This window comes from Agrobacterium sp. A3-95 (genome assembly GCF_053521785.1).
The window spans coordinates 22,546-35,904 of record NZ_JBNWDR010000012.1; the positions used below are offsets into that span (position 1 = coordinate 22,546).

Sequence of the window (13,359 nt, forward strand, 5' to 3'; positions counted from 1 at the left end):
TAGTTCGCTTTTATTTGCCTTCAGGCCGGCTCGTGCCAGGCCTGGGATAGGACGCGCAGCCAGTTTTCCCGGCATATTTTAGCAAGTTCTCCATCACCGTAGCCCGCCGATTTCAGCGCCGCAACCAGATTGTGGTTGCCGCTGGCATCGGCAACGCCAACGGGTACCGTCGCACCGTCGAAATCCGATCCGAGCGCCACGCAATCGACGCCCATACGCTCCACCATGTAGTCGATGTGGCGCACCATGTCGGAAAGCGGCGTGTCGGCAATGTCGCGCGCATCCGCCCGCAACATGGTGACCGCGTAGTTGAGGCCCACCAGACCGCCGCTCTCCTTGATGGCATCCATCTGCCGGTCAGTAAGATTGCGGGCGACGGGGGTGAGCGCATGTGCGTTGGAATGGCTGGCGATTAAAGGCTGGTTCGTGGTCTTCGCCACATCCCAGAAGCCCTTTTCGGTGATGTGGGCGAGATCGATGAGAATGCCGAGCCGGTTGCACTCCCTGACCAGCGCAAAACCGGCATCGGTGAGGCCGGGCGCGGTATCGGGCGACATTGGATAGGAGAAGGGAACGCCGTGACCGAAAATATTGTGCCGGCTCCAGACCGGACCGAGCGAGCGCAGGCCGGCGGCATAAAAAACCTCAAGCGCATCGAGATCGGCACCGATCGCCTCACAGCCTTCCATGTGCAGCACGGCCGCGAAAATATCCTCGGCAAAGGCCTTGCGGATATCGGCCGTCGAGCGGCAAAGGCGCCAGGCGCCGGCACGGTCAAGCCTGAGCGCGATCGCAGCCTTTTCCATCGCAATATCGAGCGAGGGCTGGCGTTCGAGCGGCGCCGCAAGCGGTGTATCGTAATGACCCTGCGCGTCCGGCTCCTGCAGGACCAGATCGCCGGAGGGAATGTAGATGGCGCAGATGCCGCCGCCGAGACCGCCTGTACGTGCACGCGGACCATCGATATGGCCTTCGCGCGTGCCGTTCTTGAATTCAGCCACCGGATCGCCACCGGCCTTGCTGTTGCGCCACAACCGAAGCAGCACATCATTATGACCGTCGAACACTGCATGCATGTCAAGAAATTCCAGTAAGCGGCAAAACCAAAGGGGGCGGGCAGACGCCGGAATAACACCGCGCGAGAGCAAACCGGCGCATTTTTCGCCGACTGCTATAGTCTGTCAGAAACGATCTTAGGACGATCTCTCACGGCTCCGCAAGACGCAAATTAGGCAACGATGAAATTATCACCACTTGCCTTTTGCCGGGAATTGCGCAACGTCAAGCCTGCCAGCCGCCTTCGGCTTTTTTCAGCAGCGGCGTCGCGAAAACACCCCTCACCCGCTCCGGCCATTCCGGCCCGAAAGCAGCGATTTTTTGCATCCAGCGATCCGATTGCAGCATGGCAGCGCCGATTGCCACCGGCTTGATGCCGGATGAGGCGAGAAGCGAAAGACCTGAAATGATGGAACTGCCGCTGGAGATGACATCGTCCACCAGCACCACCCGCCTGCCCTCGATGAGTGGCAACATGCGCGGATCGATGTAAAGCCGTTTTTCCTGTTTGGTGGTGATGGAGGACATCGGCACCGACAATTCCTCCAGATACCAGAATTTGCGCGAAGTGCCGAGCGGCACATATCGTGAATGGCCGAGGTGACGGGCAACGGCTGCGGCAAGCGTCAGCCCCAGAGTCGGCAGGCCGATCACGACATCTGGCTTGAGGGGGCGAAGCTTTTCCGCCAGGTCGGCGGCCAGCACTTCCAGCACGTCAAAAGAGGCCTGATTGACGATGAGCGAGGCGAGCGCATGTTCGCCATCCGCCAAGGGCCGGATCGGCAGGCAGATCTGCCGCCCGTCATCCAGCTCCGCCGGAAAGAAAGCCGAATGCGGGCCTGTAGTATCGAATGAACGGGGCGGTAGAACATCCTGCCAGAACTCATGCGGCGCGGCGGGGGATGATGCGGCGGGCGATGCGGATTGCGGCATCGGTTTTCCTTTCAGAAGCGGGACAGCAAAAGCGGAAGTGATTTTCATCCGCGCCATCCCCGTTCGGCATATCAGGCATTTCGACAACCGCAGGCATGCGGCGGGTTCATTTCATTGGGTTTTTCAGCTAGAAGGAAACAAAGCAACAGGCATTCGGACAAGCCCACCTATGGCGTGGGTTTTTCCCATATTCAAGGACAAGCTACCCATGAGACTGCTGGACCGCATCGGCGAGGACCTGCCATTCCTGACGGAGCTTCGCCACGACCTCCACGCCCATCCGGAACTGGGCTTTGAAGAGGAGAGAACCAGCGCCATCGTCGCCGATCTTCTCGAAAGGGCGGGAGTGAAGGTGCATCGCGGCTTGGGCGGCACCGGCGTGGTCGGCACGCTGCAGGTGGGCAACGGCACCCGCAGTATCGGTCTTCGCGCCGACATGGATGCGCTGGCCATGCCGGAAATTCCCGACCGGCCCTATAAATCGAAGTTCCCCGGCAAGATGCATGCCTGCGGCCATGACGGCCACACCGCCATGCTGCTGGGCGCTGCGCGTTATCTCGCCAGTACCCGCGATTTTTCCGGCACCGTCCATTTCATCTTCCAGCCGGCCGAAGAAGGCCGTGGCGGCGCCAAAAAAATGGTTGAGGACGGGCTTTTCGACCTGTTTCCCTGCGATGCAGTTTATGGCCTGCACAACATGCCGGGGCTTGGCATTGACGAAATGGCCGTGGTGGAAGGACCGCAGCTTGCCTCTTCCGATAGCTGGCGCGTCACCTTCAGGGGCATCGGCACCCACGGCGCCAAGCCTCATCTCGGCCGCGACCCGGTGACGGCAGCGGGCACCTTCCTCGCTTCGCTGCAAACCATCGTCGGCCGCGTCGTCGATCCGCTGCAACCTGCCGTCGTCAGCGCCTGCTCGGTGCAGGCGGGTGACCCCAAGGCGCTCAACGTCATTCCCGATCTCGTCGAAATCGGCGGCACCGCACGCGCCTACGCGCCTGAGGTGCGCAGCCAGCTTGAAACGGAAATCGGCAGGCTCGCGAAGGGTACGGCGGCGATGTTCGGCATTGAAGCAAGCTATGAATTCATCCGCCGCATTCCGCCCGTCATCAACGATGCCGATGCGACGAAACGGGCGCTGCGAGCCGCCAAGACCGTCTTCGGCAACAAATCCCGCACCGCCTTCCCGCCCTCGACCGCCGGCGACGACTTCGCCTTTTTCGCGGGCGAGGCCCCCGGCTGCTACGTCTGGCTCGGCAATGGCCCCGCGGTGGACGGCGCGCTGCACCACAACACCTCCTACGACTTCAACGACGCGGCAATCGTTCCCGGCGTCGCTTTCTGGGCGACGCTGGTGGAGCAGGAACTGGCGGCGGAGTAAAAACGGCCGGATGCATCGGCGATGGCCGCTCAGACGCGCCGCGCGCTCGGACCGGCAAGGCTGGCGAAAATTCCGGCAAGCGCGCAGCCGGCGGTGATGGCCATGATGCCGGGCCAGCCGGCATGGATCCAGAACCAGCCACCGATCCAGCCGGTGATGCTCGCTCCGCAATAATAAAACAGCAGATAAAGCGCGGAAGCATGGCTTTTGGCGCCTCCCGCATTGGCACCCACACCACTGCTGGCAGCCGAATGCCCAATGAAAAATCCGACGGTTATCGCCGCAATCCCCGCCACGATGAGGATGATGCTTGAGGCGAAGGTCAGCAGGATACCGGCAAGGATGGTGGAAAAGGCAACCACCAGCATGATCCGCCGGCTGAACCGGTCGACCAGAGCACCGCCATAGGAGGAAGCGACGATACCCAGGGCAAAGGTCAGGAAGATCATGCTGACGGCGGTGCGGCCCAATTCGTAAGGCGGCGCGACGAGGCGAAAGGCGCAATAGTTGAAAACGGTGGTGAACACGCTCGTCAGCATCGCGCCAAGGAAATAGAACCGCCGAAGTTCAGGATTTCCAAGATGTTGCGCCCATATTCTCAGATGATTTTTCAGCGGCATGTGCTGCGGCCGGAAATTCCGCGAGGGCGGAAGAAGCAGCAGGAAGCCGATGGCCGCAAGGATGCAGACCGCCCCCAGCGCATACATTGCGACCTGCCAGGACGTATAGGCGGACACCAGCCCCATGCCGACACGCCCGGCCATGGAGCCGAAGGCCGTGCCGCCGACATAAAGCCCCATCGCCTTGCCGAGACTGGAAGGTTCGATCTCCTCGGCAAGATAAGCCATGGCGACGGCGGGAACGCCGCCGAGCACGAACCCTTCCAGCGCGCGGGCGGCAAGCAGCCATGCCCAACCTTCCGTGCTTGCTGCAATGATATTGGCGATAGCGGCCAGCATCATCGAAACGAACATCAGATTTCGGCGGGTGAAGAGCTGGGCAAAAGCACCGCTGAGAAGAATGGCGAAGGCCAGCGTTCCCGTCGTCAGCGACAGGGCGAGCGATGCGGTTGCGGGGTTTATGCCGAATTCCGCCGGAAATTCCGGCAGCAGCGGCTGCACGCAATAAATCAGCGAAAAGCTGGCGAAGCCGGCCAGAAAGAGCGCCCAACTCGCCCGGCGAAACTGGCGGCTTCCCTGCCGGATCCAGAGCACATCCGGCGGCTCCTCCGTCATGACGATCGGCGGGGTGAAATCCTGTTTTTTGAGCTGGCGCATCGGGTTTGTCCTTTTCGCTCCCAGCTATAGCGCAGCTCCGTCTTTCATTCTAATATATGGAAGGCGTTCCTGTCATATCTGGATCTAATATCATGGAACTCAGGCACATCCGCTATTTTCTGGCCATCGCCAATGAAGGCAGCTTCACGCGGGCGGCAGAACATCTGGGAATCGCGCAGCCGCCGCTCAGCCAGCAGATAAAGGTTCTGGAACAGGAAATCGGCGTGCGGCTATTCCGGCGTCTCGCGCATGGCGCGGAACTAACGCCGGCGGGTCATGCGTTTCGCATCGCGGTGACCCATATTCCGCATCAGGTGAGCGAAGGTATCCGGCTTGCACGCAGGGCGGCGGCCGGTGAAACCGGTATCCTGAGAATAGGCGTTACCGGCACGGCGGCGCTCAACCCTCTGGTTCCGGCGTGCATCCGCACTTACAGACGCAAATACCCTGACGTAGAACTTCAGGTGATGGAGGCAGCTGCTCTCGCACTGACGCCGGCCCTACTTGAAGATCGGCTGGACGTGGCGCTGCTGCGCCCCTCACAATCCGACCCTGATACGTTGCTCGAGGAAGTGCTCACTGACGAACCGCTTCTGGTCGCCCTGCCGGCATCCCATCCACTCGCGCGGCGCGGAACCGCCATAGACCTGATGGAACTGCGCGACGACCCTTTCATTCTGACGCCACGCAGCATCGGCACCAGCCTTCACGATGCATCGATAAAAGCCTGCGAGGAGGCTGGATTCACGCCGCGTCTCGGGCCGGCTGCACCGCAAATCGTCTCGATATTGTCGCTGGTCGCGGCCGAACTCGGGGTTTCCCTCGTTCCGGAATCCGTCGCACAAGTCAAAATGCACAACATCGTCCTGCTGCCCTCCAGCGGTCCGCCGCCACAGCTTTCCATATCGCTCGCCTATCGGCGCGGAACGACATCGCCCGTGGTGAAGAATTTCGTGATGGCAGCGCGCATTGCCGCGCGTGAAACACAGACGCCTGACGGGCCCAAGGTGGAATAAATCGCAGCCCGCAGATGCGAACCGCCGCTATTCGAGAACCGCAAGCACCGGGCTTTCCATCACCCGTCCCGTCAACACATCGGCAATGCCCATATCCGTCTGGTGCGGGCCGATATTGCAGGCGAGCGTGGCGCCGAAGCAGGCCTTGAAGACGAGATAGGGCGGCTGCCATTCCACCACCTTGCCGACAGCGGTGCGTAATTCCTCTAAAGCCTGTGCCACGTCTTCAAGCGGCGCATCGGAAACGAGGCCTGAGAGCGGCAGGGGTAAAAGCGCGGTCACCTTACCCTCAGAGGCGACAGCCATGCCGCCGCCTGTCGCAATCACCGCATTGGCGGCCAGCGCCATGTCTTCGGCATTACCGCCGAAGACAGTGAGGTTGTGGCTGTCATGCGAGACGGTGGTGGCGAAGGCGCCGTTCCAGCGTCCCCAGCCGGTAAGGAAGCCGGTCCTGGTAACTGGCTCGGCCTTGCCGTGGCGGTGGGTGACGGAAATCATCGTGGCGCCTTCGGGGGGAACGACGAAACCATCCTTCACCTCGGCTTCCGCCTCGCCCCATTGCGTGAAGCGTGGGCGGTCGATGGTGGCAAGGCGCACCCTTGCGCCCTCGCAGGCAACCCGGAAATCATCGGCTGCGCGCAGCGGCAGCTTCATCGAGCCTTCGAGCGCCGCCGCATCGCAGGCTGGAATGTCGACGAGCATATGCCCGGCTTCCGCAACCGCCCTGCCACCGGCCAAGACATGACGGGCTGAAAAACCACTCAAATCCTCGAAAACGACGATATCGGCGCGGCGACCGGCGGCGATGAGGCCGAGATCGGCACGGCCAAGCCTTTGCGCAGCATTCAGTGTTGCGGCGCGCAGCGCCCATTCCGGTTTCAGGCCATAACGGACAAGGCGGCGCACCACATCGTCCAGCCCGCCGCCCCGCAACAGATCGTCCGGGAAAACATCGTCAGTGCAGAGCGTCAGCGTCTGCGGCAGGTGGCCGAGCGCATTCAGCGCCTCCACAAATTCCGGCAGCAGATGATCGTGCGAGCCGCGCAGCTCGATGGTCAACCCCGCCCGAAGCTTCGCCATCAGGTCTTCAGCCGAGACCAGCTCGTGATCGGAAGAAACGCCTGCCACCATGAAGGCGTTGAGATCGGCGTCCTTCAGGCCGCGCGCATGGCCACAGATGAGCTTTTCCGAGACAAGACCGGCCTGTACGATGCCACTCATCCGCGGATCGCGGTCGATGACGCCGCGCATGTTCATGATTTCCGCAACCCCGCCAATCTGCGGCCATGACAGGATATCAGCGAGAATTCCGGCATCGAAATCAGCGCCGCCGCGCTCCAGCCCCGGTGCTGATGGCACTGAAGAGGGTGCAAGCAGAATGGCGCGCAGCGGCAGGTTTTCGATGGATTTCGCCGCCCAGCGCACCCCTTCGACACCATGGACATTGCCGAATTCATGCGGGTCCCAGACGATAGTGGTGACGCCGCGGGCAACCACTGCTGCCGCATAGGCAGCGGGCGTTATCATCGAGCTTTCGATGTGCATATGCGTGTCGATCAGGCCGGGCGAGACAAAGGCGCCCGACGCATCGACGAGCTGCGCAGCATCGCTGCGGCTTGCCGGTTCGTGAACGCTGGCGATTAGCGGACCGACAATGCCGATATCAGCGGCGCGAAGCTCCCCCGTCACCACATCCACCAGCGTTCCGCCGGTAATGAGAACATCGAAAGCCGCATCGCCGCGCGCAGCGGCAACCGCGCGGGCGCGCAGCGCATCGTCGTTGAGATCGACCGGCTCGCGTATCGGGGATTGTGCACTCATCGGGCAGCCTCGCGGCGCAACGCCTCGAGAACCGCAGCCTTTGCCGCTTCGGCATTCACGGTGTCGGCGAAATGCGCGTTGAAGGCGGCAACCTTGTCGGCACGCGGCTCAACCACCGTTCGCCCGCGCGTTAGCGCCGCGTGAAGCTCGACATCGATCCGCGTATGGCGCCAGCCAAGCAGCTCGGAGGTGAAGCCGACAGCGGCAACGGGATCGTAAAGCGCCATGGCTGGTCTGCCGCGTCTCGTGGCGATGCCGATGAAACCTTCCAACAGGTCGGCAATCAGGCCGGCGTTTTTGCCGCCAGCATTTCGGATCGGCAGCACATCGGCTGGCGAGGCGGTGACCTTGCGGCAGGCGTCCAGATCGACCATGCGCAGCGGCAGGCCGTGAGAAAGCACGATGGCCAGCGCTTCCGGATCGGCAAAGGCGTTGAATTCGGCAGATGCGGTGTGGTTGCCGCTCGTCACGCCGCCACCCATCCAGGTCAGATCGGAAATTCTGGCAACAAGATCGGGCCGGGCAAGGCAAAGGGCGGCGATATTGGTAAGCGGGCCGAGCGCGAGGATACGCTTTTCGCCTGCCCCCTCAAGCCAGCCGCACAGCGCAGTGAAAGCGTCGCTTTGCGGCAGAGCGGGGGCATCCGGCAGGCTACGGCCGACGGTCGGAATGCCGCTGTCACCCAGAATGCATTGTGCGGTTTCGAGCGCGCCAAGGACGGGTTTGGCACGGCCCTGATGGAGCGGCATGGACCAGCCGAAGGCGGCGACCGCGCCTGCGGCGTTGCTGCAGACAACATCCAGCGTCGCATTGCCGAAGACCAGCGAAATGCCGTCTATGGCAAGGCCTGCCGATTGCACCACCATGATGGCGGCGATATCGTCAAAGCCCATATCGGTATCGATCCACACACCCATGATCAGCCAAACACCTTGAGGCTTGCCGCCTTTTCGACCGGAAGGTCGAAGGCGAGCGTATCACCGATCGTATGGGCGGTCAGCGCAGCATCGGTCTCCGCCTTGATGGGACCAAGCAGCGTATCCAGCAGGTACTCACGGGTATTTCCGGCAAAGGATGTGCCGCGCACGGTTCCCTGGAAAGGACCTGAACCAAGGGTGACCATGCGCGGCCGCCAGGCCAGTCCAGATGCTGAAGGGACTGGTCCGGTAAGCGGTGTTGTGCCGTTTTCGGTTTTCAACGCGCCGCCTTCCAGCGCGAAGATGTTTTCAAAGCCGACGAAATCCGCCACGAAGGCGGAAACCGGCGCATTATAGATCTCTTCCGGTGTACCGATCTGCTCAATCTTTCCGCCCTTCATGACGACAATACGGTCGGCCAGTGCGAGCGCCTCGATCTGGTCATGGGTGACGAAGATCATAGTCACACCGGTTTCCTTCTGCACGCGCTGCAATTCGGTGCGCATTTCAAGCCTGAGGCGCGCATCGAGGTTGGAGAGCGGCTCATCGAGCAGCAGCACCTTCGGCTCCATGACCATGGAGCGCGCCAGCGCCACGCGCTGCTGCTGGCCGCCGGAAAGCTCGGCCGGCTTGCGCGATGCGAAGTTCGACAATCCCACGGACTTCAGACCGGAGGCGACCTTGTCATCAAGCGCCTTGCCGTTCATGCCCTTGAGTTTCAGGCCGAAGGCGACGTTTTCGTAAACCGTCAGGTGCGGAAACAGCGCATAGGACTGAAACACCAGCCCGACGGCGCGCTTGTTGGCGGCGACGCGGGTGATATCGGCGCCGTCGAGATCGATGCACCCGCCCGCCACCGGCATCAGCCCGGCAATGGCGCGCATCGTGGTGGTCTTGCCACAGCCGGAAGGACCGAGCAGCGCGAGAAGTTCACCCTTGCGGATATCGAGGTCGAGAGCCTTGACGGCGATGCTGTTGCCGTAGGCGAGCGAGACTTTTTGGAGCGAAAGGTAATTTGCGTCAGACATAACGGGAGAACCCCAGAAAACGTTCGGCCAGGAAGACGATGCCGATGGAAAGGAAGGCGAGCAGCGATGAGAGTGCGGCGACAGACGGATCGAAGACGATTTCCATGTAGCCCAGCATATCGATTGGCAGCGTGCGCACGCCCGGACCCGACAGGAACAGCGACACGGGCACCTGATTGAAACTCGTCACGAAACCGAGGATGAAGGCCGACAGGATGCCGCCGCGAATATTGGGCAGCACCACACGGAAAAATGCGCCAAACCGCGACGAGCCGAGCAGCACCGCCGCCTCCTCGATATCCGAACGCAGATTGTTGAGGCTGGCCGAAACCACCCGTACCGCATAGGGCAGGATGAGAGCCGTGTGCGCGAGGAACAGGGCAAGCGTGATGCCGATGCCGAAGGGAACGACGAAATAGCGCAGCAGCGCCAGACCGACGATGATACCAGGCACGATGATCGGCGCCGAAACGATCGTGCGCACGGTTTCCGCAAAGGGCAGCTTGTAGCGCGACATGGCGTAGGAAGCGGGAATACCGAGGACGAGCGCCGTGAATGTGCCGCCAATGGCGAGGAACATCGACATCGCGAAGCTTTCACGGAAACTTTCGACGGTGAAGACCTTCGCGATCCATTTCAGTGAAAAGCCCTGCGGCGGAAAGGCGAGCGTGTCGCCGGCCGAAAATGAGGCCGCAACGATGATGAGGAACGGCCCGATCAGGAAGCCGACAACGAGCAGGAGCGTGAGCGGAATGAAGAGCTGCCGGGTCATTTCTTGTTCCTTGCGGTGGCGATGCGCTTCAGCAGGATATTGGCGGCAAAGCTCATGACGATCAGGATGAAGGCGATGACGCTGGCGGCGACGAAATTGTTGGAGACCGTCACCTGCTGATAGAGCAGGGTTTCCAGCATCAGCACCTTGGAGCCGCCGAGAATGGCCGGCGTGATATAGGCCGTGAGCGAACCGGTGAAGACCAGCGTGCCGCCGACAACAAGCCCCTCCTTGGTGAGCGGCAGGATGACCTTCCAGAACACCTGCAGCCAGTTTGCGCCGAGAACGCGAGCGGCTGCGATCGTATCCTTGGGCATATTCTCCAGCGCACTGATGAGGGAAATGATCATCAATGGCAGGAACAATTGCAGAAGGCCGATGAAAACAGCCGTTTCGGAAAACAGTATACGGATCGGCGCATCGCTCAGTCCTACAGCCTGAAGCGCCTGGTTGACGATGCCGGTTCTTCCGAGAATGACGATCCAGGCATAGGTTCGGGCAACCGGCGAGATCATCAGCGGCAAGACGACCAGATTGACGACATGTCCTTTCGCGCCCTGCGACAGATTGACGATGGCGAAGGCCGCCGCATAACCCACCACCGCAGATACGATGGTGACGAGCGCGCCAAGCTTCAGGGTGCGCAGGAAAACCGCCCTGTTCAGCGGATCGGAGAAGAAATCGGCGTAAGCGGACAATGTCCAGCCGTCAGTGGTGTGAAAGCCCTCCGACAGAAGCATGAAGACCGGCACAAGAAAGACCGCCGCCGCGAAAATAGCGGCGGGCAATGCAAGCGCCAGCGCTTCGGCCCGGTTCTGAAACATCGCTTTATTCCCTGAACGGCCTGCGGCCGATTGTTACTGCAAGCGGCCAGGGCCAGCTTGCGGAATTGAGAGGTGGAAAAGCGGTCAGGGGACGACCAAACCGCTTTTCCGGGAATGGAGCCGCCCTTTCGGACGTTTTAAATGCCCCATTCCAAACCTTGATAAGGACTTACTGACCGACCTTGGCGTTCCACTCCGACAGCCACTTGTCACGGTTGTCGAGCGTCACGGCGGAAGGAATGAGCTGCAGGCTTTTTGCGGTTTCGTCGCCATAGGTGATGTTGTTCGCCACCTCGTCGGACACCTTGACTTCCTTGTTGGTCGGGCTGTCCACGAGCTTTTCGGCCAGCGCCTTCTGAACGTCGGTCGAGAGCCAGAAATCCATGAACTGCAGCGCCAGATCTTCGTTCTTCGTGCCCTTCGGCACCACGAGCACGTTCATGCCGCCGGTCTGGCCTTCCTTGGGGGTTGCCCAGGCAAGCGGCAGATCGAGCTTGGTAAAGGGCGCCCAGGAGAAGCGGCCGATGGGGGCGGCCCAGATTTCTTCCTGCTGCATTAGCTGCACCAGCTGCGACGATTTCACGTAGAACGTGACGATATCGTCCTTCTTTTCGCCCACGGCTTCGATAGCGCCGGAGAGATCAGGCGTGTCCTTGCCGATGGCCTTTCCCAGCATGTAAAGCGCCGGCGGGCCCTGATTGGTAGTGACATTCGGGAAAGCGACGTGGTCAACGATACCGTCCTTCAAAAGATCGGCCCAGCTATCGATCTTCATCTTGTCTGTGCGGTAAACGATTGACGTGGCGTAGAAGTTGACGCCGACGCTCATGCCGTCGCCATTCGGATCCTTGGCGATGTCATAGAGCTTGCCGATATTCGGCACCTTGGCGGCATCGATCTTCTGGATCAGGTCCTTGCGGGTGGCGGAAAGCGCATCCGCCATGGAAACAATGGCGAGATCGACCACCGGATTGGCCTTGTTGGCCTCCATCTTGGCGAGGCGCTCAACGCTGTTGCCGGTCTCGACGACCAGCTTGCAGCCGCATTGCTTTTCGAACGGTGTATAGACCAGTTCCTTGAATTCGTCCTGCGCGAAGGCGTAGACCGAGATCGTCAGCGTCTTGTCCTGCGCCTGCGCGGCACCCATCGTCAGCATCAGGGCGGTGCCCGATGCAAGAATGATTTTTTTCATGGTATGAGTTCTCCTGCTGTCGTGTTTTTGGCTTCAATCGCATCATGCTTTTTTTCGCCGGTGGAGCCGCGCATGATCAGCGCCATCGGTACTTTCGAGATTTCTGCCGTGACCTCGGCAGCTATGCCGTTTTCGAAGCCCGCCTCGCCATCGATCGCGCGCAACAGCGCATCCACGGCCAGATCGGCGATGCGGCGCATATCCATGCGCATCGTCGTCAGCGGCGGCGTCACCACGGCGGAGAAAATCAGATCGTCGAAGCCGGTGACACTCGCCTCTTCCGGCACCTCGATGCCCTCGCGCTGCAATTCAGTGAGCGCGCGCAACGCATGCAGGTCGGATACGGCAGCAAAGGCAGTGAAACCATCCCTCACCTTTTCGGTAAGGCCGAGACGGCAACCCGCACCATCCGCCTTTTCAATGGCGTCCACCCACAGCGTCTCCGTGACGCAGGCCTTGCCCAAACCATCGCGAATGCCGCCGAGTCGGTCGTTCTGCACATTTGAGTCGCGGTTCTTGCCGATCAGCACCACCTTGTCGTGTCCGAGGGCTGAGAGATATTCGCCGATCTGCCGGCCGCCGTCCCAGTGGTCAGCGGCTACGGTGTTTCCGGGCGTCGAGGGGCTGTCGATCACCGCCACCGGGCAATCGACATCCGCGATACGCGTGCCGCGGCGGGGAACGACGACCATGCCATCCACTCCACGCTCGATCAGCCGGTTGATGGCGTCCGTCTGCATGGCGATCTCGCCGCGGGAGTCGGCGATCAAAACACCATAACCGGCATTGACGGCTGCCTTTTCGATGGCCTGCGCGATCTGTGGGAAGAGTGGATTGGCGATATCCGGCAGCACCAGCCCGAGAACTCCTGACCTGCCGGTGCGCAGCGCCCTGCCCGCCGAACTCGGCACATAACCAAGTTCGCTTGCGGTCTTGCGGATGCGCTCCACCAGTTCCGGCGAAACACGGCCCTTGCCCGACAGCGCATTGGACACGGTTGCAACCGACACGCCGAGTGCCGCTGCTATCGCGCTCAGATTGGTGGCAGGCCGTGAAGACGCCATGATGGTCCGAAAGGGCTGATTAAACGTTTAATCACGATAATCGACCAAAACCGTCCTGTCGAGTCCGGCCAGAGACAA

Annotated in this window: 12 protein-coding genes; 2 read left to right on the forward strand and 10 right to left on the reverse strand. The window is 61.2% G+C overall.

All coding sequences use genetic code 11. From position 1 onward, the window contains the following. Positions 1-20: 20 nt before the first annotated feature. Complete coding sequence (locus ACQZ5Y_RS24890; RefSeq protein WP_174060243.1) at positions 21-1,076, reverse strand: dipeptidase; 1,056 nt, start codon at positions 1,074-1,076, stop codon at positions 21-23. 205 nt (positions 1,077-1,281) lie between these two features. Continuing rightward, positions 1,282-1,989, reverse strand: coding sequence for a phosphoribosyltransferase (locus ACQZ5Y_RS24895; RefSeq protein WP_174051021.1), 708 nt, complete (start codon positions 1,987-1,989; stop codon positions 1,282-1,284). 208 nt (positions 1,990-2,197) lie between these two features. Here ACQZ5Y_RS24895 and ACQZ5Y_RS24900 point away from each other — a divergent pair, with 208 nt between their 5' ends. Next, positions 2,198-3,370: a M20 aminoacylase family protein gene (locus ACQZ5Y_RS24900; protein WP_065658507.1), complete on the forward strand. Its 1,173-nt coding sequence runs from the start codon at positions 2,198-2,200 to the stop codon at positions 3,368-3,370. A 29-nt stretch (positions 3,371-3,399) separates the two neighbouring features. Here ACQZ5Y_RS24900 and ACQZ5Y_RS24905 read toward each other — a convergent pair whose 3' ends face one another. Then, positions 3,400-4,647: an MFS transporter gene (locus ACQZ5Y_RS24905; RefSeq protein ID WP_003518104.1), complete on the reverse strand. Its 1,248-nt coding sequence runs from the start codon at positions 4,645-4,647 to the stop codon at positions 3,400-3,402. A 92-nt stretch (positions 4,648-4,739) separates the two neighbouring features. Here ACQZ5Y_RS24905 and ACQZ5Y_RS24910 point away from each other — a divergent pair, with 92 nt between their 5' ends. Beyond that, complete coding sequence (locus ACQZ5Y_RS24910; protein WP_003504744.1) at positions 4,740-5,663, forward strand: LysR family transcriptional regulator; 924 nt, start codon at positions 4,740-4,742, stop codon at positions 5,661-5,663. Between the two features lie 27 nt (positions 5,664-5,690). On the opposite strand, the gene ACQZ5Y_RS24915 is transcribed toward ACQZ5Y_RS24910, so the two are convergent. The 7 genes from ACQZ5Y_RS24915 to ACQZ5Y_RS24945 form a co-directional block, all read right to left on the reverse strand. Then, positions 5,691-7,484 carry an adenine deaminase gene (locus ACQZ5Y_RS24915; RefSeq protein WP_174051003.1) on the reverse strand — a complete coding sequence of 598 codons (1,794 nt, stop codon included), beginning with the start codon at positions 7,482-7,484 and terminating at the stop codon, positions 5,691-5,693. Further along, positions 7,481-8,401 carry a nucleoside hydrolase gene (locus ACQZ5Y_RS24920; protein ID WP_174051001.1) on the reverse strand — a complete coding sequence of 307 codons (921 nt, stop codon included), beginning with the start codon at positions 8,399-8,401 and terminating at the stop codon, positions 7,481-7,483. Before ACQZ5Y_RS24920 ends, ACQZ5Y_RS24915 begins: the two co-directional genes overlap by 4 nt. A gap of 2 nt (positions 8,402-8,403) precedes the next feature. Then, a complete protein-coding gene (locus ACQZ5Y_RS24925; protein WP_174050999.1) occupies positions 8,404-9,429 on the reverse strand; it encodes an ABC transporter ATP-binding protein in 1,026 nt (341 codons plus the stop codon). Continuing rightward, positions 9,422-10,201: an ABC transporter permease gene (locus tag ACQZ5Y_RS24930; protein WP_003504740.1), complete on the reverse strand. Its 780-nt coding sequence runs from the start codon at positions 10,199-10,201 to the stop codon at positions 9,422-9,424. The genes ACQZ5Y_RS24925 and ACQZ5Y_RS24930 overlap by 8 nt, the downstream gene beginning before the upstream one ends. Further along, positions 10,198-11,025 (reverse strand): ABC transporter permease, encoded by an 828-nt coding sequence (locus ACQZ5Y_RS24935; protein WP_003504739.1) that lies wholly within the window; start codon positions 11,023-11,025, stop codon positions 10,198-10,200. Before ACQZ5Y_RS24935 ends, ACQZ5Y_RS24930 begins: the two co-directional genes overlap by 4 nt. 169 nt (positions 11,026-11,194) lie before the next feature. Beyond that, positions 11,195-12,217, reverse strand: coding sequence for an ABC transporter substrate-binding protein (locus ACQZ5Y_RS24940; RefSeq protein ID WP_003518109.1), 1,023 nt, complete (start codon positions 12,215-12,217; stop codon positions 11,195-11,197). Beyond that, positions 12,214-13,281, reverse strand: a complete 1,068-nt coding sequence (locus tag ACQZ5Y_RS24945; protein WP_174050997.1) for a LacI family DNA-binding transcriptional regulator — start codon at positions 13,279-13,281, stop codon at positions 12,214-12,216. Before ACQZ5Y_RS24945 ends, ACQZ5Y_RS24940 begins: the two co-directional genes overlap by 4 nt. Between the last annotated feature and the right edge of the window lie 78 nt (positions 13,282-13,359).